The 17,706-nt window shown below is 74.8% G+C and carries 19 protein-coding genes and 3 pseudogenes; 7 read left to right on the forward strand and 15 right to left on the reverse strand.

The window, feature by feature from the left end:
- The first annotated feature begins 300 nt into the window (after nt 1–300).
- Nucleotides 301–810, forward strand: coding sequence for a hypothetical protein (locus tag ACFY0O_RS02225; RefSeq protein ID WP_388941658.1), 510 nt, complete (start codon nt 301–303; stop codon nt 808–810).
- A 62-nt stretch (nt 811–872) separates the two neighbouring features.
- Entirely contained in the window at nt 873–1,298 is a 426-nt protein-coding gene (locus ACFY0O_RS02230; RefSeq protein WP_388941661.1) for a hypothetical protein, read from the forward strand.
- A gap of 346 nt (nt 1,299–1,644) precedes the next feature.
- On the opposite strand, the gene ACFY0O_RS02235 is transcribed toward ACFY0O_RS02230, so the two are convergent.
- Nucleotides 1,645–2,178 carry an ATP-binding protein gene (locus ACFY0O_RS02235; RefSeq protein WP_388941664.1) on the reverse strand — a complete coding sequence of 178 codons (534 nt, stop codon included), beginning with the start codon at nt 2,176–2,178 and terminating at the stop codon, nt 1,645–1,647.
- 189 nt (nt 2,179–2,367) lie between these two features.
- On the reverse strand, nt 2,368–2,883 hold the full coding sequence (locus ACFY0O_RS02240; RefSeq protein WP_388941666.1) for a hypothetical protein: 516 nt from the start codon (nt 2,881–2,883) through the stop codon (nt 2,368–2,370).
- A gap of 276 nt (nt 2,884–3,159) precedes the next feature.
- Here ACFY0O_RS02240 and ACFY0O_RS02245 point away from each other — a divergent pair.
- A pseudogene (locus ACFY0O_RS02245) lies at nt 3,160–3,789 on the forward strand (CPBP family intramembrane glutamic endopeptidase); the annotation flags it as partial.
- On the opposite strand, the gene ACFY0O_RS02250 reads toward ACFY0O_RS02245, so the two are convergent.
- Nucleotides 3,726–3,992, reverse strand: a complete 267-nt coding sequence (locus tag ACFY0O_RS02250) for a hypothetical protein (protein ID WP_388942281.1) — start codon at nt 3,990–3,992, stop codon at nt 3,726–3,728. The pseudogene ACFY0O_RS02245 and the gene ACFY0O_RS02250 sit on opposite strands and share 64 nt — an antisense overlap.
- A gap of 24 nt (nt 3,993–4,016) precedes the next feature.
- Between ACFY0O_RS02250 and ACFY0O_RS02255 the strand changes: the two are divergent.
- From ACFY0O_RS02255 to ACFY0O_RS02270, 4 genes and pseudogenes are all read left to right on the forward strand, one after another.
- A pseudogene (locus tag ACFY0O_RS02255) lies at nt 4,017–4,211 on the forward strand (sensor histidine kinase); the annotation flags it as partial.
- A complete protein-coding gene (locus tag ACFY0O_RS02260; protein WP_388941669.1) occupies nt 4,175–4,819 on the forward strand; it encodes a response regulator in 645 nt (214 codons plus the stop codon). The pseudogene ACFY0O_RS02255 and the gene ACFY0O_RS02260, both read left to right, overlap by 37 nt.
- A gap of 124 nt (nt 4,820–4,943) precedes the next feature.
- Complete coding sequence (locus ACFY0O_RS02265; RefSeq protein ID WP_388941671.1) at nt 4,944–5,624, forward strand: NAD(P)H-binding protein; 681 nt, start codon at nt 4,944–4,946, stop codon at nt 5,622–5,624.
- A gap of 124 nt (nt 5,625–5,748) precedes the next feature.
- A complete protein-coding gene (locus ACFY0O_RS02270) occupies nt 5,749–6,534 on the forward strand; it encodes an SDR family NAD(P)-dependent oxidoreductase (RefSeq protein WP_358895295.1) in 786 nt (261 codons plus the stop codon).
- 10 nt (nt 6,535–6,544) lie between these two features.
- On the opposite strand, the gene ACFY0O_RS02275 is transcribed toward ACFY0O_RS02270, so the two are convergent.
- The 12 genes and pseudogenes from ACFY0O_RS02275 to ACFY0O_RS02330 form a co-directional block, all read right to left on the reverse strand.
- Entirely contained in the window at nt 6,545–6,898 is a 354-nt protein-coding gene (locus ACFY0O_RS02275) for a YrdB family protein (protein ID WP_388941674.1), read from the reverse strand.
- Nucleotides 6,899–7,098: 200 nt separating this feature from the next.
- On the reverse strand, nt 7,099–7,839 hold the full coding sequence (locus ACFY0O_RS02280) for an alpha/beta hydrolase (RefSeq protein ID WP_388941677.1): 741 nt from the start codon (nt 7,837–7,839) through the stop codon (nt 7,099–7,101).
- A gap of 189 nt (nt 7,840–8,028) precedes the next feature.
- Nucleotides 8,029–8,358 (reverse strand): family 1 glycosylhydrolase, encoded by a 330-nt coding sequence (locus ACFY0O_RS02285; RefSeq protein WP_388941679.1) that lies wholly within the window; start codon nt 8,356–8,358, stop codon nt 8,029–8,031.
- A gap of 119 nt (nt 8,359–8,477) precedes the next feature.
- Nucleotides 8,478–9,113, reverse strand: a pseudogene (locus ACFY0O_RS02290) (family 1 glycosylhydrolase); the annotation flags it as partial.
- A gap of 48 nt (nt 9,114–9,161) precedes the next feature.
- Nucleotides 9,162–9,647 carry a DedA family protein gene (locus ACFY0O_RS02295; RefSeq protein WP_388941682.1) on the reverse strand — a complete coding sequence of 162 codons (486 nt, stop codon included), beginning with the start codon at nt 9,645–9,647 and terminating at the stop codon, nt 9,162–9,164.
- A gap of 114 nt (nt 9,648–9,761) precedes the next feature.
- Nucleotides 9,762–10,931 carry a cytochrome P450 gene (locus tag ACFY0O_RS02300; RefSeq protein ID WP_388941685.1) on the reverse strand — a complete coding sequence of 390 codons (1,170 nt, stop codon included), beginning with the start codon at nt 10,929–10,931 and terminating at the stop codon, nt 9,762–9,764.
- A gap of 241 nt (nt 10,932–11,172) precedes the next feature.
- Complete coding sequence (locus tag ACFY0O_RS02305; RefSeq protein WP_388941687.1) at nt 11,173–11,826, reverse strand: LysE family translocator; 654 nt, start codon at nt 11,824–11,826, stop codon at nt 11,173–11,175.
- A gap of 48 nt (nt 11,827–11,874) precedes the next feature.
- On the reverse strand, nt 11,875–13,056 hold the full coding sequence (locus tag ACFY0O_RS02310; RefSeq protein WP_388941690.1) for an MFS transporter: 1,182 nt from the start codon (nt 13,054–13,056) through the stop codon (nt 11,875–11,877).
- On the reverse strand, nt 13,040–13,615 hold the full coding sequence (locus tag ACFY0O_RS02315; RefSeq protein WP_388941693.1) for a GNAT family N-acetyltransferase: 576 nt from the start codon (nt 13,613–13,615) through the stop codon (nt 13,040–13,042). Before ACFY0O_RS02315 ends, ACFY0O_RS02310 begins: the two co-directional genes overlap by 17 nt.
- Nucleotides 13,612–14,937, reverse strand: a complete 1,326-nt coding sequence (locus tag ACFY0O_RS02320) for a DUF6271 family protein (protein ID WP_388941696.1) — start codon at nt 14,935–14,937, stop codon at nt 13,612–13,614. The genes ACFY0O_RS02315 and ACFY0O_RS02320 overlap by 4 nt, the downstream gene beginning before the upstream one ends.
- 14 nt (nt 14,938–14,951) lie before the next feature.
- Nucleotides 14,952–16,019, reverse strand: a complete 1,068-nt coding sequence (locus ACFY0O_RS02325) for a phytanoyl-CoA dioxygenase family protein (RefSeq protein ID WP_388941699.1) — start codon at nt 16,017–16,019, stop codon at nt 14,952–14,954.
- A gap of 94 nt (nt 16,020–16,113) precedes the next feature.
- Nucleotides 16,114–17,625, reverse strand: a complete 1,512-nt coding sequence (locus ACFY0O_RS02330; protein ID WP_388941702.1) for a glycoside hydrolase family 3 protein — start codon at nt 17,623–17,625, stop codon at nt 16,114–16,116.
- Nucleotides 17,626–17,706: the final 81 nt, after the last annotated feature.

Below are 17,706 nucleotides of genomic sequence, written 5' to 3' on the forward strand. Positions count from 1 at the left end.
TGCGGGGCGGCGTCCGCGAACCGCACCGCTGGGGCGCGCTGGGCCACCCGTGCCCACCTAGGCAAGACCTCCAACCATGACGCCGCCTCCGGCTACGTCGTTATGGACGCCGTCTTCGGCCCCCGCACCCGCGGCGAGACCAGCCACGGCAAGCGCCCCCTGTCCCGCTAGGCCTACAAGGCCACCATCAGCATCGACACCCTCTCGACAGAGGCGTCGGCCTTGGCTTGAAGAGGGCTGAACGGCACCTTCGATGAATCCTGCTCGACCGGCACACGCCCCGGAGGCAATCATGGACCAGTGACACCGACCGAAGCAGCAGCGATTGCCCTACAGGACCGTGCCGTCCTCTGGAGTGTGGGGGAATGCAGTGCGAGCGATGTCGTCGATTCCGCCTGTGATGCGCTCGTCGCCGGACTCGACACCCCGGGCCTTCGGATCCTCGCCGCGTGCACGCGTGCCGAGGCACACTACGACGTCCATGACCTGCTGCCCCCGGCACTTGACGAACTCGGCCTCGCCTTCCCTCCAGTCGCCGGCGGAGCTGGTGAAGACGCCGTCGCGCGAGCACTCGCACGGCGCATGCTCGCTGGCGAGCTCAAACCTTGGGAGCTCACTTTCCGGATTTATCAGCGCTACGGACATGAGCTGCCCCTGACGAAACGGCTTGCCGAACTCGACGACGAGTACGCCATCCTCGAACACATCGGCAGAACCGTGGAGCAGGTCAATGCGGAGGTCACAGCCGAAGCACGCCGCCTCGCGGCCCATCCCCGTGTCCCCGCCGAACCCACGGACGTCCCCAGCTGATGCACGCGGACTGCGGCCGTCCATGGGACCCACCGAGATCGATGGTCGACGCGAGGAGCCACGTGATCACTCAAGGCGTACGCGTCACGGGACGGTGCAGTGTCTGCGGGGGCACCACCGTCTCCGACATCGGCCAGTTCTTCGACTGCGGCCGACTCCGCTGGGGCACCGAAGTCTGGTGTGAGGGCTGTACTCACGGCTGGTGCGAGCTGGACACCGGGCCCGTGACCCCCGAACACATCCGGCAGGCGCTGCTGCGGGAACACGGGCCCGCCCGGCTGCGTCTGTCCGCGGACCCGCCGAGCCTCGTCCCCGTGCTCAAGGCCCTGCGCGACGCCGGCGACGGGCTCTCCCTCGGCGAAACGCGGAAGCGCGCCGCGGTGCTCGTCGCGGACGGGCTCGTCGGAACGCTCGTGGAGATGGAGATCCTGGCCGGCCATATGCGTGCGCGCGGCGTGCCGGTGACCGTCGGGCCGGCCGTCGGGTGACACGGCGGCGGGGGCGGAACGTGGCGGGGGCCTGGGGCGGGCGGGCGGAGGGGTGGGGTCGTCGGGTTCTGGCGGGCGGGGCGAGGTGTCAGCCCGCAGTAGGTGCCGGGGCTGTCCGTACTGGACCGACCAAGGCCGGCTGCTGCTCGACTCCCCGTCCTCTCTTCCTGTGCCCGGGTCACGAGCCGCGCCCTCTCCCCCGGCCCCGGCCGCCGGGGCGAGGAGGAGGCTGGGACCTGGGGCGGCGCGGGCCGCCGTGCTCGGTGAGGCCGGTGGAACGCCGGTCCCCGACGGGGAGGGAGAGGTCGGACTCGGGGCGGGTGTGGGTCGGCGGGAGTGCTGGGGTTCAGCGGCGAGCTCGCCCGGGCCGGGGGTGGCGAGGCGTCGGCGGCAGGGCCAGGACCGCCCAGACGGCCTTGCCGCCGCCGGGCAGCCGCCGCACGCCGTGACGGTGGGAGACGGCCGCGACCAGGGCCATGCCGCGGCCGTGCGGGGCACCCGGCGCGGGCCTCCGTGAGACCGGCAGCCGCGGGTCCGCGTCGCGCACCTCCACCCGTACCCGGCCGCTGTGGAGGACGACCATCAGCAGCGGCTCGCAGAAGGTGTGGTCGAACACGTTGGTGACCAGCTCGGAGACCGCCAGGGCGGCGTCCTCCACCGTGCCGGAGTCGACGGCGCGGGCTTCGAGGGCGCACCGGGTCAGGCCCCGGGCGAACGCCGCCCGGCCCCGGCCGCGCCCGAGCCGCACGGCGAAGCCTGTGACCGGCGGCCGCGCGGGGGCCTGGGCCCCGGGCGGGTCCGGGCGGGTGGCAGCCGGAACGGGAGGCCTGCCGCGGGTCCGGCGCAGTGGCGGGACCGGCGTGTGCGCGGTGCGGGCCATCCCCTGATCACCTCCGGGCTTCGGACGGGCCGGCTCCCCCCTCGTCTGCCCGGCCTGGCGGTCGCCATCCCGGACGGCATCGGATTCCTCGGCGCTGCCGCCGTGTGGCCCCGTACGGCGGAGCGGCGTCCGGTCGGGGCCCCGTACCGGAGCGGTGTCGGGCGGGACGTGTACGCGGCCGCGGCGGCGTCACGGCTGGTAGCGGTTCCAGCGGCCCAGGCGGGCGAGCTCGCGGCGGGCGGTGTCCTCGGTCAGGCCGAGCGCGGTCGCGGCCTGTTGCGGGGTGGCGTCGTGCTGGGCGGAGCGGGCGGCCCAGTACCCGGCCTGGCGGCCGGTGGCCTCCAGGCGCGGGACCGCCCGGACCGCGGCGAGGGGCGAGGACGTGCCGAGTTTGCCGATCTCCGCCTCCAGCTGCTCCAGCAGGGCGGTGACCGTCTCCGGCAGCGGGATCGTGGCCGCCTCGACCGCGGCCGTGTGGCCGTCCCAGTCGTCGCAGCACGCATCCGCCTGGTCACCGGCGGCGTCCTCCCAGTCCACGGGGTACTCCGGACCCGCCCATCCGCACGAGCACACCCCGCGCAGCGCCGCCGCCCGCGGGAGGTGCGCGAAGTGGCCGTCGTAGACGGACCAGTGCGAGCTCCGGTGCACGTCGGAGCCGGATCCGGTGTCGAACGTCGCGGGCTGCGGGACGGTGCCGTCGTCCACGTCTCCCGGTCGTCCGCCATCGCTCCGCCTCTCCCACGCGGCGGCCCGCCACGACGGCGGGCGCTGGTACGACCAGGGCGCATCGGGCTCCGGCGGTCAGGTGAACGCGTCGACCTCCGCCCCGTCGGGGGACCGTCGCCGGCCGGGGGCGGGGCGGCCGCGGGGTGTACCCAGGTCCACCCCGGCCGGGTTGCCAGGTGCAGTGGCCCGGCGGGCGGCGGGCGGCATCGTGGTCGGCGTACCGGTTCGATGGATGGACGACGGGGAGGGGCGCACATGCCGAGGGGACGCTTGGGCGGGGACGGCGCGGACGGCGCCGGGGGCACGGGACGGGCCGGGGTGCGGGGTACGGCGGCGGGGTTCGCCGGTGTGGCCTTCGTGACGGCCGGGGTGCTGGGGGCGGTGCAGCCGGGGACCGGGGTGCCGGAGGAGGTCGTGCAGCTGACCCAGTTCGGGCCGGCGATCGCGGTGGGCGTGCTCGCGCTGTGCCGCCCCCGGCGGACTCGCGAGCTGCTGCGGGGCTCGGGGACCGGCTCGGGGGCAGGGGCGCGGCTCCTCGGCCGGGCGGGGCTGCTCGGGGCCGCCGGACTGATCGTCGCGCTCACCGTGCTCGGGTACTGCGCGGTGGGCGGGGAGGCCCGCTTCACGCCGCCGGGGTCGCTGCGGTATCCCTTCGCGCTGGTCGCCGTGGCCCAGCTGGTGGGGGCGTGCGGGGAGGAGGTGGGCTGGCGGTGCTTCCTCCAGCCGCTGCTGCGCACCCGCCTGGGGACGGTCGCCTCCTCGGTGACGGTGGGGGTGCTGTGGGGGGCCTGGCACGTGCCGGTCTTCGGGCGGGCCCCCGCCTACGCCGCCGCTTTCCTGGTGGCCACCGTGGCGATGGCGGTGGTCCTGGGGGTGGCGCTGGAGGGCACGGGTGGGTGGCGGCGGCTGCTGCTCGCGGGCGGCTTCCACACGCTGGTCAACCTCGGCCTGCTCCTGTTCCTGGACGAGGAGTCGGGTGCGGCGGGGCCGATGGTGTGCTTCGGGCTGTCCTGCCTGGGGGTGGCCGCCGCGGTGGTCGCGCTGCGGGCGGGCGGGCGCGCGACGGGGTACACGTCCTGCTCGCGCATGGGGACGCGGACGCCGGCGGACCGCGGCTGCGCGTCACCGTCACCGACGACGGCCGCGGGGGCGCGGACCCCTCCCGGGGGACCGGGCTGCGGGGCGTCCGGGGGCGGTTGGCTACCTTCGACGGGACCCTCGCCCTGCACAGCCCGCGGGGCGGCCCGACCCATGTCACCCTGGAGATCCCGTGCGCGTCGTCCTTGCCGAAGACCTCTTCCTGCTGAGGGACGGCCTGGTCCGCACGCTCACCGAGCACGGCTTCGACGTCGTCGCCGCCGTGGACAACGGACCCGGTCTGCTGCGCGCCCTGCTGGAGGAGCGGCCGGACGTCGCCGTCGTCGACGTCCGCCTGCCGCCGACCCACACCGACGAGGGCCTCCAGGCCGCCCTCGAAGCCCGCCGCCGCCACCGCGGCCTGCCGGTGCTCGTGCTGTCGCAGTACGTCGACCAGCTCTATGCCAACGATCTCCTCTCCGGCGGCGACGGCGCGGTGGGCTACCTGCTCAAGGACCGGGTCACCGACACCGGCCAGTTCATCGACGCCGTACGGCGGGTCGCCGCGGGCGGCACGGTCCTGGACCCGCAGGTGATCGGACGCCTGCTGGCGCGCGGCACGGCCCGCGGCACCCTCTCCGCCCTCACCACGCGCGAACGCGACGTGCTGGAACTCATGGCGGAGGGCCGCTCCAACGCCGCCATCGCGGCGGCGCTGCACTTCAGCGAGAGCGCCGTCGCCAAACACACGGCGGGCATCTTCGCCAAGCTCGGCATCGCCGCCTCGGCCGAGGGCAACCGGCGGGTCCTCGCCGTCCTCGCCTATCTGCGAGGCTGAGGACCGTCCGTCGCGGACGTCGCGGACGGTGACACGGCGTCCGCCGCTTCCGGTGCGGCCGTTGCCGTGTGGCATCCTGCGGAGGGTTCCGGCGGGTCGGCCGCCGGCGGCGGAGAGGACCCCCGTGACCCGCAGCGCGCTCCTGGTCGGAGCCACCGGACTGGTCGGCGGACAACTGCTGGCGCGCCTGCTGCGCGATCCGCGCCACGAGCGCGTCACCGTGCTGGCCCGCCGCCCGCTCGGCCTCGAACACCCGCGGCTGGACGCCCGGGTGGTGGACTTCGCCTCGCTCGGCGCCGAGGACGTGCCCGCAGGGGCCGACGTCTACGGGGCGCTGGGCACCACCATCCGGCAGGCGGGCTCGCAGGAGGCCTTCCGCGAGGTGGACCAGCACCACACGGTGCGGGTGGCCGCGCTGGCGCGGGAGGCGGGCGCAGAGCGGATCGCGGTGGTCTCCTCGGTCGGCGCCGGATCCGGTTCCCGGGCCTTCTACCTGCGGGTCAAGGGGGACATGGAGGCGGAGGTGACGGCCCTGGGCTTCCGGCAGACCGAGTTCTTCCGGCCCTCCTTCATCCTCGGCCGCCGCCCCGCGCACCGTTTCGGCGAGGGTCTCGCCAGCTCGGCGGCGACGGCGCTGGCCCCGCTGCTGGCCGGGCCGGCCCGCCCCTACCGGCCGGTGCCCGCAGGGCGGCTGGCGGCGGCGATGATCGCCGCGCTGGCCGAGGACCGGCCCGGGGTCCGGGTCCGCACCCACGAGGACTTCCTGGCCCTCGCTCCGGAACCGGCCGCGACGGGCCGGGCGTAACCCCGGACAGGAGCAACCGCGGACAGGCGTAACCGCGGCCGGGCGTAACCGCGGCCGTCCGGCGCTCGTTGGGGAGGCCGATGGCCGGGAGGGGTCCGGCCCGGGCGAGCGGAGGCGGTGCGCCGTGCAGGCTGGCGGACTGGTCGACCTGACCGGCAGGTCGTGCCTGGTGACGGGCGCGGCCAGCGGCATCGGACGGGCCACCGCGGCCCTCTTCTCCCGGCTCGGCGCCCGGGTCACCGCCGCCGACCTGGACACGGCGGGGCTGACGGCGCTGCGCCGCGACTGCGCCGACCGGGGTGACGTGTACGGGGTGACCGTGGTGACCGGGGACGTGTCCCGGCCCGAGGACGCCGAGCGGATGACGGGCGCGGCGGTGACGGCGGGAGGCGGGCTGGACGTGCTGGTCGCGAACGCCGGGATCCTGCCGCTGTCGGACCTGCTGGAGACCAGCGCCGAGGACTGGGACCGGGTGATGGCCGTCGACGGCCGCGGGATGTTCCTCTCCTGCAAGTACGCCGTCGCCCGGATGGCCGAGCAGGAGACGGGCGGGTCGGTGGTGTGCGTCTCCTCGATCTCCGGCGTGGCCGGCCAGGCCCGCCAAGCCGCCTACGGACCGGCCAAGTTCGTCGCCTCCGGGCTCACGAAGCACCTCGCGGTGGAGTGGGCCGCGCGCGGCATCAGGGTGAACGCGGTCGCCCCCGGAACCATCCGCACCGAACGCGTCCGGCGCCTCGCCGACGAGCCCGGCGGCTCCGAGTATCTCGACCGCGTCACGGGCCTCCACCCGGTCGGTCGGCTCGGCGAGCCCGAGGAAGTGGCCCGCGCGATCGCCTTCCTCGCCTCCGACGCCGCCTCGTTCATCACCGGCGCCGTCCTCCCCGTCGACGGCGGCTACCTGGCCCAGTAGCCGTTCGCGGTCAGCGGCGGTGGTGGCGGTCCAGTTCCGCGAGGGCCGTGTTGACCACGGCGACGGCGGCGAAGACGAGGGCGGGCCGGGTGCGGCCGAGGGAGTACAGGGCGGCCGTGGCCGAGCCGAAGAAGAGGGCCTTCACCAGGAGCACGGCCGCGAGCGGGACGGTGAAGGTGGCCTTGGGGGCGGCGAACAGGCCCCAGACGGTGGCCGCGAGCGCGGGCGCGCCGACGGACAGCAGGATCCGCAGCACCGTGTTCTGGCCGGCGGACCACCCCCACCAGGCCAGCAGGGCCGGCCCGGCCGGCTCCATGAGGAAGGCCAGGCCCTCGTTGACGAGGTGGAGCGGGGTGGGAAGCATCGGCCGGGCTGCCTTTCGTGGGCCGGACGGCGAACGGTCGATGCATTAGATCAGGCCGGGGGTGGTCGTGAACAGGCCAGGAACAGCCCCGGGTTCGGGCGGCCGCGCGGGCCCCTGCCGGGTCGGCAGGGGCCCGCGGGACGCAGGGGACATCGGCCCCCCGGTTCACCGTTTCCCGGCGGGGGCCTGACGGCCCGTCGTCACTTCAGGTGCCGGGTGAAGAACCGGGCCGCGTCCTCCCCCGCGGACCGGGGGACGCCGGTGTGCCCGCCCATGTTGGCGCAGAGGGTCTTCTCCTCGGAGCCGAAGGCGTCGAACAGGTCGAGGGCCGCCTGCCGGTCGTTGCCCTCGTCGTCCCACTGCAGCAGGACGTGCAGGGGAACGGTCACCCGGCGGGCCTCCTCGACCATGGCGCGGGGCACGAAGCTGCCGGCGAAGAGCCCGGCGGCCCTGATGCGCGGCTCGACCACCGCGAGGCGGATGCCGATGGAGATCACTCCGCCCGAGTAGCCGACCGGGCCGTCGATCTCCGGCAGTTCCAGGAGGGCGTCCAGGGCGGCCCGCAGCTCGGGGACCGCCCGGTCGACGAGGGGGAGGACGAGGGCGTCGACGATCTCCTCGCCGACGGGTTCCCCTGCCTGAACGGCCCGGCGCAGGTCGGCGCGGGCCTGTTCGAGGGCATCCCAGCGCGGGCGGTCGCCGCTTCCGGGGAGCTCGACGGCGGCCGCGGCGAAGCCGTCCGCCGCGGCGTGCCGGGCCCGGGCCGCCAGCCGCGGGTACATCTTCGCCAGACCCAGCGCCGGGTGGCCGAGCAGGATCAGCGGTACCGGGGCGGTTGCGGAGGCGGATGCGGGCGTCCAGAGGATGCCGGGGATACCGTCGAGGGTGAACTCGCGCTCGAGTACGTCGTCGTCGAGGTGCTGTTCGGAAGTGAAGTGCACGGTCGTGCCTTTCGGGAGTGCGCGTGGGGCGGCGCTCCCGGACGACCTATCGCCCGACCGTGACCCCGGAGGGGAGCACCCATGTCGATACTGCGTTCACGGGTACCACCTCCTCGTTCTCCTGCACGGCTTCCGGAAAGGTAGCAGGGGGCCCCACCGGCCGCCAACCGGATTCCCGCGCGCCCGGTCTCAGCCGCGGAGGAAGGAACGGACGAGGTGGGCGCTCGGCTTCGGTGTCCGGTCGCGGTCGAACAGGCCGAAGGGGACGGTGTGGCCGTCCAGCCGTTCGTAGTTGTCCACGCCGGTCCACAGGTGCACGCCGGTGATGTCCATCCCGCCCGCGAGGGCCCGGCGGACCTCTTCCAGGGCGTCGGACAGGTAGGCGGTGCGCCGGGCGTCGTCCTCGCCGCCGAGGCCGATCTCGGCGACGAGGAACTTCCTGCCGGGCAGCTCGGCGTGGAGCCGGGCGAGGACCTCGCCCAGGCCCGGGGCCCACGGGGCGTATCCCTGCGGGCCCACACGGTGTCCGGCGGGGTGGGGCAGGCGAAGTAGTAGCTGAAGCCGTACTGGTCGAAGACGTCCTCGTAGCGAGGGGTCCTGGCCAGGTTGAGCCAGGTGCCCCGGAGGACGGCGTCGATGAGGGCGGTGGCCCCGGCGGCTTCGGCGCTCGCGTCCGCCGGGTGCAGGGAGACCAGCGCCTCGTTGGGGGAGGTGGGCCTCCCGGTCTGGCGCAGCCGCAGCGCGGCCTCGAACTCCGCCTCGTGGACGGCCCGCAGGACGGTGAGGAACTCCTCCTGGGAGGCGTGCCCGGGCGGGAACGTGCCGCGCAGGTAGGCCTTCTCGGCGTAGCCGGCCGGGTTGTTGACCGGCATCCAGCCGTCGACGAGGTCACCGAAGGACTCGGCGGCGAAGTCGACGTGCCGGGCCCAGGTGGCGGCGGCCGCCGGGGCCAGGAAGCCGCCGTCGGCGGCGAACCACGCGGGCAGGGCGGCGTGCAGGAGGCACGCGCACATCGACAGGCCCGCCCGGCGGCCCGCCCGCAGGATCTCCCGGTAGTGCTCGACCGCCCCCTGGTCGCGCCGGCCGGGCGACGGCTCGATCCGGGCCCAGTCGAGCGACATCCGGTACTCGCCGAACCCCCAGTCGGCCAGGAGCCGGAAGTCGGAGGCGTACAGCTCGTCGAAGCCGTTCCCGCAGCCGCTTGCCCGCCTCCTCCCAGGCCCACCAGTTGTCCGCCGGTAGGCGCTGCTCCTGATCGGGTGCGGGCTGATGATCGAAAACGTATCACCGGCCCACGCGCCGCCCTTCCCGCTGGGGCGGGTTCAGGACTCGTCGGTCACGCCGCCCACGGAGGGCAGCGCCGCCGCCCTCCTCCTGCGGTACAGCACCGCCGCGCAGAGCGCGAGGAGGAGGACGGCCACACCGGACACCCCGAGGGCCGTCCGTTCGGCGAAGAGCCTGCCCAGCACTTCGAGCACGCCGATCCCCGCGGTCGCGTAGATCAGCGCCCAGGCCGCTCCGCCGACGAACAGGGCGGGCAGGTAGCGCGGCAGCGGCATGCGCATGCTGCCGGCGAGGAAGTTGGCGGCGGTCTGGAAGCCGACGGTCAGGAAGGAGACGGCCACCACGGGCGCGCCCCACCGCTGGATCGCCCGCTCGGCGCGCCGGAACCTCGCCGAGGAGGTCCGGGCGGCGAACCTGCCGCGGCGGACCCCGGCGCCGGCGAGCCATCCGACGGCGAAGGTCCCTCCGGCACGGAGCAGGACGATGGCGTACAGGGCCCCGGCCGTGAGCGCGATCCTATCCACGACGCCTCATCCCGGCTCCCGTTCCACTTCGCTTCACTTCGCTTCGTAAGGAAGGTAAGCCTAACCGAACGCGGATGCGGAGGTACAGGGCGCCCGTGTCCGGTGCCGCCGGGCCTACCCGGCCAGGACCGGGAGCGAGGCCAGGCCGCGCACGAGACGGGTGCGCCGCCACCGCAGCTCTTCGGCCGGTACCGCGAGGCGGACCCCGGGGAAGCGGGTCAGCACCGCGCGCAGGGCGATCTCGGCCTCCGCCAGGGCCAGGGGGGCGCCGACACAGCGGTGGATGCCGTGGCCGAAGGCGAGATGGGCCGCCGCGTCCCGGTCCGGGTCCAGGCGGTCCGGCGTCGGGAACCGGGCCGGGTCGCGGTTGGCCGCCCCCAGCGCGACCAGGACCGGGACCCCCGCCGGGATCGCGGTGCCGCCGAGGGTGACGGGCCGCGTGGTGAAGCGGAAGGTGGCGGTGCTCACCGGGGAGTCGAAGCGCAGCAGTTCGTCCAGGGCGGCGGGGATCCCGTCCGGGTCCTCCCGGAGGCGGGCCAGCGCGGCCGGGTTCCGCAGCAGGGCCAGGAGGGCGTTGCCGAGGGCGTTGGCGGTGGTCTCGTGCCCGGCCACGAGCAGCAGCACGGCCAGGGAGACCAGTTCCTCCTCGCTCAGCCGGTCCTGCCCGTCGCGGGCCGCGATCAGCCGGTCCAGGAGCGAGCCGCCGGGGGCCCGGCGTCTGGCGGCGATGAGGTCCGTCATGTAGCCGGCCAGCGCGTGCGAGGCCTCGTCGGCGGCCTCGGGCTCTCCGTCGCCGAACAGCCCCGCCGACCAGCTCCGGACCGCGGAGCGGTCGGCCTGCGGTACGCCGAGGAGCTCGCAGATCACGATGACCGGCAGCGGCACGGCCAGACCGGCCACGAAGTCGAACGGTTCGCCGGGGTTCCACCGTGCCAGGAGTTCGTCGGTGATCCGGGCGATGAAGGGACGCAGCTCCCTGACGGCCCCGGTGGTGAAGGCCCCCGTGACCAGCTTGCGCAGCCGGGTGTGCCCGGGCGGGTCGGTGGCCAGCATGGAGCGGGCCACGGCCGGGTGCAGGCGGCGCCGGGACTCCTTGCCCGCGAAGAAGGCCCCCGTGTCCTTGGAGAGCCGGGGGTCACCGAGGGCCTCCCGGGCCTCCGCGTAGCCGGTGACCAGGTAGGCCGGGCGCCCTGCGGAGCCGGCGGGGAGCAACCGCACCGGGCCGGCGCCCCTGGTGGCCTCGTACACCGCGTAGGGGTCCTGGGGCTGAGGCCCCGGGGTCACCGTCCCCGCCCCGCTTCGGCGTATCGGGGCCGCGGCTGCGGCCATGGCCCCGCCCTGTCGACGGTGCAGGACCCGACCCGGGCCACGGAGCACCGGAGGCGGCGGGCGGCCGCCGGCAGGACGGAGAAGTGGTGCGTGGACACGTGAGAGACCCCCGGCGACGAGCGGGCCGCACCGGCCCGCCCGAACTGTAGCCGCACCCGGCCCCGGCGCCGTGCACGGAGGGCCGTGGTACGAGCCGTCAGTTGTCCGCGAGGGCCAGTTTGATGCCGAAGCCGACGAGTACCGTGCCGGTGACGGCGTCGATGGCGCGGCGGACCGGGGCGCGGTCCAGCCGGCGGCGGACCAGTTGGGTGCCGAAGATCAGCGCGCTGAACCAGACGAGTCCCTCAAGGTCGTGGACGGCCGCCAGGACGACCCCCATGAGGAGGTGCGGGGCTCCGGCGGGGATGAACTGGGGCAGCATCGCCATGTAGAAGACGCCGTTCTTGGGGTTGAGCAGGCTGGTGCCCAGGCCGCGCGCCCAGGACCGGGCCCAGGTCTCCTCCGCGGCCGGCGGGCCGTCCGCCTCCGGCGCGTCCTGCGACGCGGGGCGGCGGCGCTCCGCGAGGGTGCGGCGGAGCATGCCGATGCCCAGCCAGGCCAGGTATGCGGCGCCGGCCACGCGCAGCGCGTCGTAGAGGAGGTGGGACGCCGTGAGCACCGCCGAGGCGCCGACCGCGGCGGCCATGCCCCACACGAGCACCCCGCACAGGATCCCCAGGGCCGTCGCGAAGGCTCGGCGCCGGCCCTGGGTGATGGCGGAGCGCAGCACCAGGGCGGTGTCCAGTCCCGGCATGATGGTCAGCATCCCCGCCACCACGGCGAAGGAGGCGAGAGCAGAGGAAACGGTCATGCGGCCATCCTGGTGCGACGGCCGCGATCACGTCCAACGCCTTCTGCTTCACCGCGCATCAGCGGGACTGGTGCCGGTGGCGCGACCGGGCCAGCTGATGCGGGTGGCGCACAGGGTGACCAGGAGGGCCGAGGCGGCGACCGCCGCCATGCCCCAGACCAGGTTGCCGGCGCTCGCGATGAAGCCGATCAGGGCCGGGCCGGCCAGCAGGCCGGTGGTTCCCATCGCGGCGACCAGGGCGAGGGCGTCCGGACCCTTGCGGGCGGCGGCCACGTACACGCACGGGGTCACCGCGGCCGCCCCGAGGCCGACGCAGGCGAAGCCGAGCAGGGTGGGCACGACGCCGCCCGCCGGCAGCGCGAGCGCCAGGCCGGTGCCCGCGAGGGCGCTGCCGGCCCGGACGACGCGGCCGTCGCCCCAGCGGCTGCGCAGGCCGTCCGCGAAGAGGCGGGCGGTCACCATCGTCACGGAGACGACGGCGATGCCCAGCGGCGCGACCTGCTCGGAGGCCCCGGCCACCGTGTCCAGGTAGAGCGCCGACCAGTCGTTCATGGCGCCCTCGGTCACGGTGGCGAAGGCCATCGCCGCTCCCATCCACAGGGCGGCGGCGGAGAACGCGGCCCGGGACCTGCCGCTCTTCTCCCCCTCGCCTCGGGACGCGGCCGGCAGCAGCCGGGGCCGGGCCCAGGCCAGTACCGCCAGCAGGAGCAGGCAGGCCAGTGCGAAGTGGACCGACAGGTCGGAGGTGAAGGCGGTGACGGCGGAGGCGAGGAGCGCCGCGCCGAGGCCGCCGCCGCTGAACGCGGCGTGCAGCCGTGCCATGGCCGTGCGGCCGTGGGCCTCCTCCAGGGCGGCTCCCTGCGCGTTCATGGCGACGTTGAGACAGCCCACCGCGACGCCGTCGCCGCACAGGACCACCAGGGCGGCCGGATAGTTCGGGGCCAGCGCCAGGGCGGGCAGGAGCAGCGCCAGGACGGTGGCCGACAGGAGCACCAGGCGCCGGGAGCCGAGCCGTGCCATCAGGGCGGTCACGAGCGGGAAGGAGGCCGCCGCGCTCGCACCGCAGGCCATGAGCAGCAGGCCGAGGCGCGCCTCGGACAGGTCCAGGCGCGCGGCGAGGGCGGGCAGCCTGGAGGCCCAGGTGGCGTACTGGAAGCCGAGGAGGGCGAACACCGCCGCGATGCCGAGCTGGGCGCGGTGGAAGGGGATGGGGTCAGCGGTGGCTGTCATGCGGGGCTCTCGGATTCTTCGCACCGTGGGGCCGGCCTTCCCGGATCGTCTTGGACATGTAGACGGCGCTGCCGCCGTAGTGCGGTGGTGGTGTGACCCCGTCCTGGGCGCGGTAGCCGAGGGCGGCCCAGAAGGTGTCCATGCCGGAGACGGCGACCAGGGAGACGCTCCGGTATCCCGCCGAGCGCGCGGCGCCCGAGAGGTGGTTCAGGAGGGTCCGGCCGTGTCCCCTGCCGCGGAGTTCCTCGGCGACGACGATGTCGTGCAGGTGCAGGTTGTGCGAGCGGTGGGCGGTGCGTTCGGGCCGCAGGAGGTCCGGGCAGCGGTTGGCGGGGTAGGGGAAGGCGAGGAGGTACCCGGCCAGGCCGCGTGCGTGGTGGAGGGCGAAGCAGGTGGACGGCGAGGCCTTGCCCCTCGATTCGAGGGCGGCCCGCCCTTCGGAGAGTCCCAGGGGCCCGTACACCGCCGCCTCCAGGGCGGCGACGGCGTCCCAGTCGGCGGCGGAGATGCCCCGTATCCGGATGCCGGTGCCCGTGCCGGTCTCGGGGTCCGCCGTCATCGCCGCTCCGTCCCGTGGAGCGGTGTGGTGCGGGCGGCGTCGACCAGGGCGGGCCAGTCGTCGACGAGGCGGGCGAAGTCCTCCATGTCGGTGCGCGCCCGCGCCAGGAGCTGCGGGGCCTGGCGGCGCAGGTGCTCGGCCGTCTGCGCGTAGGCGCCGCCCAGGGTGCGGTAGGAGCGGGTGAGGGTCTCCAGGCGGTGGACGTTCTCCGTGTCGTCGAGGGCGGTGCTCTCCCGGACCAGCTCGGACACCGCCTCCGTGCGCAGCCGTCCGCCGTCGTCCAGGAGGGAGGCGCCCTCCTTCGCCATGCGTGCGTGGAGGAAGCGGAAGTGGAGCATGGACAGCAGGAACTTGGCGTACCGGGTCTGGTAGGCCGTGAAGCCCGCCCCGGTCTTGCGCTCGTCGGTGTGGAAGTTGACGATGTGCCGGTTGTGCAGGACGCCGGGCAGGCCGGCGTGGTAGAGCAGGTGGAAGAGGAAGTAGTCGCTGCCGATGGTGTCGGTGGCCGGGGGCAGCGGGACCCGCTCGTGGACCTCGTGGTGGAAGGCGATGTTGCACATGTCGACCCGCATCGGGTCGACGGGCCCGAGCACCGTGTGGTCGCGGGTGAACGGTTCGGTGCCGGCGCCCTTGAACGACTCCTCCACCAGCCGGTCCCGTTCCTGTTCGGACCAGGCGGCGGGCGCCCACAGTCCGACGACCTCGCGGTGCACGTCCGGGGCCCGCAGCTGGAGGTCGGTGAGGTCGACGGACGGCACGCCCACGAAGGAGGCCCCGACCATGGCCACCGGCGTGCCGGCGTGCCCCGCCACGAGCGGGTCCGCCGTCACCTCGGAGACGGAGGCGGTCACCTCGGCCGCCTTCCGTCCCAGGAAGGCCAGTTCGTGGGCGATGGGGAAGACGGGCTCCCCGTCCAGCTCCTGGTAGCGGCTGTCGGAGTCCCGGCGGTGCACCGAACGGCAGCCGAGCGCCGCGGCGATGAGGAACGCGCGGTTGGTGCAGGCGCCGTAGGAGACCGCGGACGGCAGCATGAGGTCGAGGGTCCGCCCGGGCTCGGCGGGGCCGGCCCGGTCGATCACCGCGCGCAGGAAGGCCCGTTGCCCGTCCTCGTCCAGGTGGTGTGCGACGACGCCCGGTGCGCTTCCGGCCGCGTGGACGGCCCGGGCGTGCTGGGCGAACGAGGGCCGGTCGGCGGAGTCGAGGACCAGCAGGTGGACCTCGACCCCGAAGTGGCGGGCGGCGTAGGCGGCTTCGCGCCCCAGGGCCGCGATCGTGCCGGCGCAGGCCCGGTTCGTGGGGAGGGTCAGGCAGATCTTGTCCATGTCGTCTCTCCTGTTCACCGCGGCACCGCCGGGGTGTCGCCCCAGGACCGCAGGCCCAGCAGCCTGCTGCCGAGGTCGTCCAGCGCGGCCCGGCCGTAGCGCAGCGATTCGTGCCGGGTGGCGTCGCCGACCAGGGTCTTGTTCCAGTCGGGCGTGGTCAGCCGCCGCCAGGACTCGACGCGGGAGGCGCGCAGCCGGGTGTGCTCCTCGAGCGCGGGCATCATGGACAGGTACTGGACGGCCCTGACGCGGTCGGCGGAGGTGTTGGGGGCGACGCCGTGGGCCAGGTGCCCGTTGAAGATCAGCAGGTCGCCGGCGGCGAGTTCGGGCCGGATCACGGGGAACTCGGCGCGGTCGATCGCGGGCCTGATCGGATCGCGGTCGGCGGGCTGGGCCGCCCGCCACTGGTCGAACCGGCGGAACAGTTCCGGCGCGCACTGGAAGCCTCCGGTCAGCGGGTGCGTGTCGGTGAGCGCGATGATCCCCTGGACCCGCTGGGGCGGCACGCCGAGCGTGCTGTCCACGTCCCAGTGGAGGTCGATGTCGAAGCCCCGGTCGGTCGGTTCGATGAGGGCGCGGTCGCGGTTCCCCACGTTGGGCGGGTTGAGGTTGAGGCGGTCGAGGGTCACCCACAGCTCCTCGCAGTCCCAGACGTCGACGAACGCGTCGTAGACGCGGCGGGTCTGGCGGCTGTCCCAGATGAGCTGGTGGTGGTAGGCCTCCACGAATCCGTAGATGTGCAGGTGGCGGTCCAGTTCGGAACGGAACTCCCGCTCCGCGTACCAGCCTTCAGGCCGGGCGGGGTCCAGGCCCTGGAACTCCCAGGCGAAGTCCAGGAGACGCCCGGCGGCGTCGGCGGATATCGCGTTCCTGACGATGACGTAGCCGTCGCTCTGCCAGGCGGCGAAGTCCTGCTCGGACAGGACGCGTAGCGGGCGGGTCTTGCGCAGGTCCCGCAGCCGGACCGGCGAGAGGTAGGTCTCGCCGTCCGCGCTGAAGTAGGGGCGCTCCGAGGCGGCCCGGTAGAGGTGGCCGGGCCGTTCGGCGGGGACGGAGTGTTCGAGGGTGTCGGGGGTCGGCATACCGTGCTCCAGGCTCCGCACGGTTCCGGGGTGGGCCGACGGCCGCTCCCCCGGAGTCCCGTGTCGTGGTTCGGTCGCTTCTCGGGGGAAGGGTTCAGACGGCGCCGAGCAGCACCTCGGCCGCGGCGATGCCGCAGACCCGGGTGGCTCCGTGGGTGTTCAGGTGCACGGCCGCCGGGGCGGCCTCGGAGGGGACGCCCATCTCGACGACCACCGCGTCGGGGCGGCTGCGCACCAGGCCGTCCAGGGCCCGCTCCATCCAGGCGTGCCGGGCCGCGTCGCGCACGACGACGACCAGGGCGCGTCCCTCGGCGGGGGCCAGTGCCGCCCGGTCGAGGGCGCCCTGGTGTGCCAGGTCGGATTCCCCGAGGCGGACGGAGGTGGTGTCGGGGCGCAGGGCGCGCAGCGGGTCGGCCACGCCCCAGGGGGTGCCGCCGTCGATGGCGAGGTGGGTCGCGGGCGCGAGCTCCACGACATGGGGTGCGCCCCTCAGCGGCAGGGCGCCGCGGAGGTCCGGCCGGTGGTGCACCCGCACGGCCCGCCGGGCGGCCGCCAGGCCGGTGTCGGGGCCGGTGGCGCGCTCCGGTGCGCTCTGCGGGAGCCGGCTGGACCAGCGGGCGAACTCGGCGACGCGCCCGGAGGCCTCGGCCAGCCGTTCCTGCGGCAGTTCGCCGTCCCGCACGGCGCGGGCGAGGGCTTCGGCGAGGGCGACGGTGGTGGCCTCGTCGGCGCTCTCGCCGCCGACGCACACCGCGTCCGCGCCGGCGGCGACGGCCTTGACGGTCGCGCCGGTGATCCCGTACAGCTCGGAGACGGCGCCCATCTCGATGGCGTCGGTGATCACCAGGCCGGTGAAGCCGAGTTCCCCGCGCAGGAGGCCGCCGACGATCCGGGGGCTGAGGGTGGCCGGGAGCGTGTCGTCGTAGGCCGGGATGAGCATGTGGGCGGTCATGACGCTGCGCACGCCCGCTTCGACGGCCGCCCGGAACGGGGGCAGGGCGACGCGTGCGATGGTCTCGGCGTCGGCGTCGATGCGGGGCAGGCCGTGGTGGGAGTCGACGGTGGTGTCGCCGTGGCCGGGGAAGTGCTTGGCGCAGGCGGCGACTCCGGCGGACTGGAGGCCCTGGATCCAGGCGGCGGTGTGGCGGGCCACGGTCTCGGTGCGGGCGCCGAAGGAGCGGACGCCGATGACCGGGTTGAGCGGGTTGGAGTTGACGTCGGCGCTCGGGGCGTAGTTCAGGGAGACGCCGGCCGCGCGCAGTTCGCGTCCGAGGCCGTGGGCGACCTGGAAGGTGAGGTCGGGGTCGTCGACGGTGCCCAGGGCGAGGTTGCCGGGGCGGGAGGATCCGGTGTGCCGCTCCAGCCGGGTGACGTCGCCGGCCTCTTCGTCGACGGCGATGACGAGGTCCGGGTTCTCGGCGCGCAACTGTGTGGTGAGGGCGGCGAGTTGTTCGGGGTTCTGGATGTTGCGGCCGAACAGGACGACGGAGTTCAGTCCGTCGGCGATCCTGCGGAGCACCCAGTCGGGTGCGGTGGTGCCCACGAAGCCCGGCTGGAGCACGGAGTTGGCGAGGCGGGTCAGTTCGCGGTGGCGCTGGTCGGGCATGGGGGTCCTTGGAGGGAGGAAGGTGCGGAGGGGGCGGTGCGGGCAGGGGTTCGTGCGGGCAGGGGTGGCGGGGTGGGGGGG

It is taken from the genome of Streptomyces sp. NPDC001594, assembly GCF_042893675.1.
Taxonomy (GTDB): Bacteria; Actinomycetota; Actinomycetes; order Streptomycetales; family Streptomycetaceae; genus Streptomyces.

Bases quoted from the DNA above. Each gene is read 5' to 3' on its own strand.
- ACFY0O_RS02250 (WP_388942281.1), bottom strand. From the start codon at position 3,992: ATGCGCGAGCAGGACGTGTACCCCGTCGCGCGCCCGCCCGCCCGCAGC.
- ACFY0O_RS02305 (WP_388941687.1), bottom strand. From the start codon at position 11,826: ATGACCGTTTCCTCTGCTCTCGCCTCCTTCGCCGTGGTGGCGGGGATG.
- ACFY0O_RS02325 (WP_388941699.1), bottom strand. From the start codon at position 16,019: ATGCCGACCCCCGACACCCTCGAACACTCCGTCCCCGCCGAACGGCCC.
- ACFY0O_RS02310 (WP_388941690.1), bottom strand. From the start codon at position 13,056: ATGACAGCCACCGCTGACCCCATCCCCTTCCACCGCGCCCAGCTCGGC.
- ACFY0O_RS02275 (WP_388941674.1), bottom strand. From the start codon at position 6,898: ATGCTTCCCACCCCGCTCCACCTCGTCAACGAGGGCCTGGCCTTCCTC.
- ACFY0O_RS02320 (WP_388941696.1), bottom strand. From the start codon at position 14,937: ATGGACAAGATCTGCCTGACCCTCCCCACGAACCGGGCCTGCGCCGGC.
- ACFY0O_RS02315 (WP_388941693.1), bottom strand. From the start codon at position 13,615: ATGACGGCGGACCCCGAGACCGGCACGGGCACCGGCATCCGGATACGG.
- ACFY0O_RS02330 (WP_388941702.1), bottom strand. From the start codon at position 17,625: ATGCCCGACCAGCGCCACCGCGAACTGACCCGCCTCGCCAACTCCGTG.
- ACFY0O_RS02235 (WP_388941664.1), bottom strand. From the start codon at position 2,178: ATGGCCCGCACCGCGCACACGCCGGTCCCGCCACTGCGCCGGACCCGC.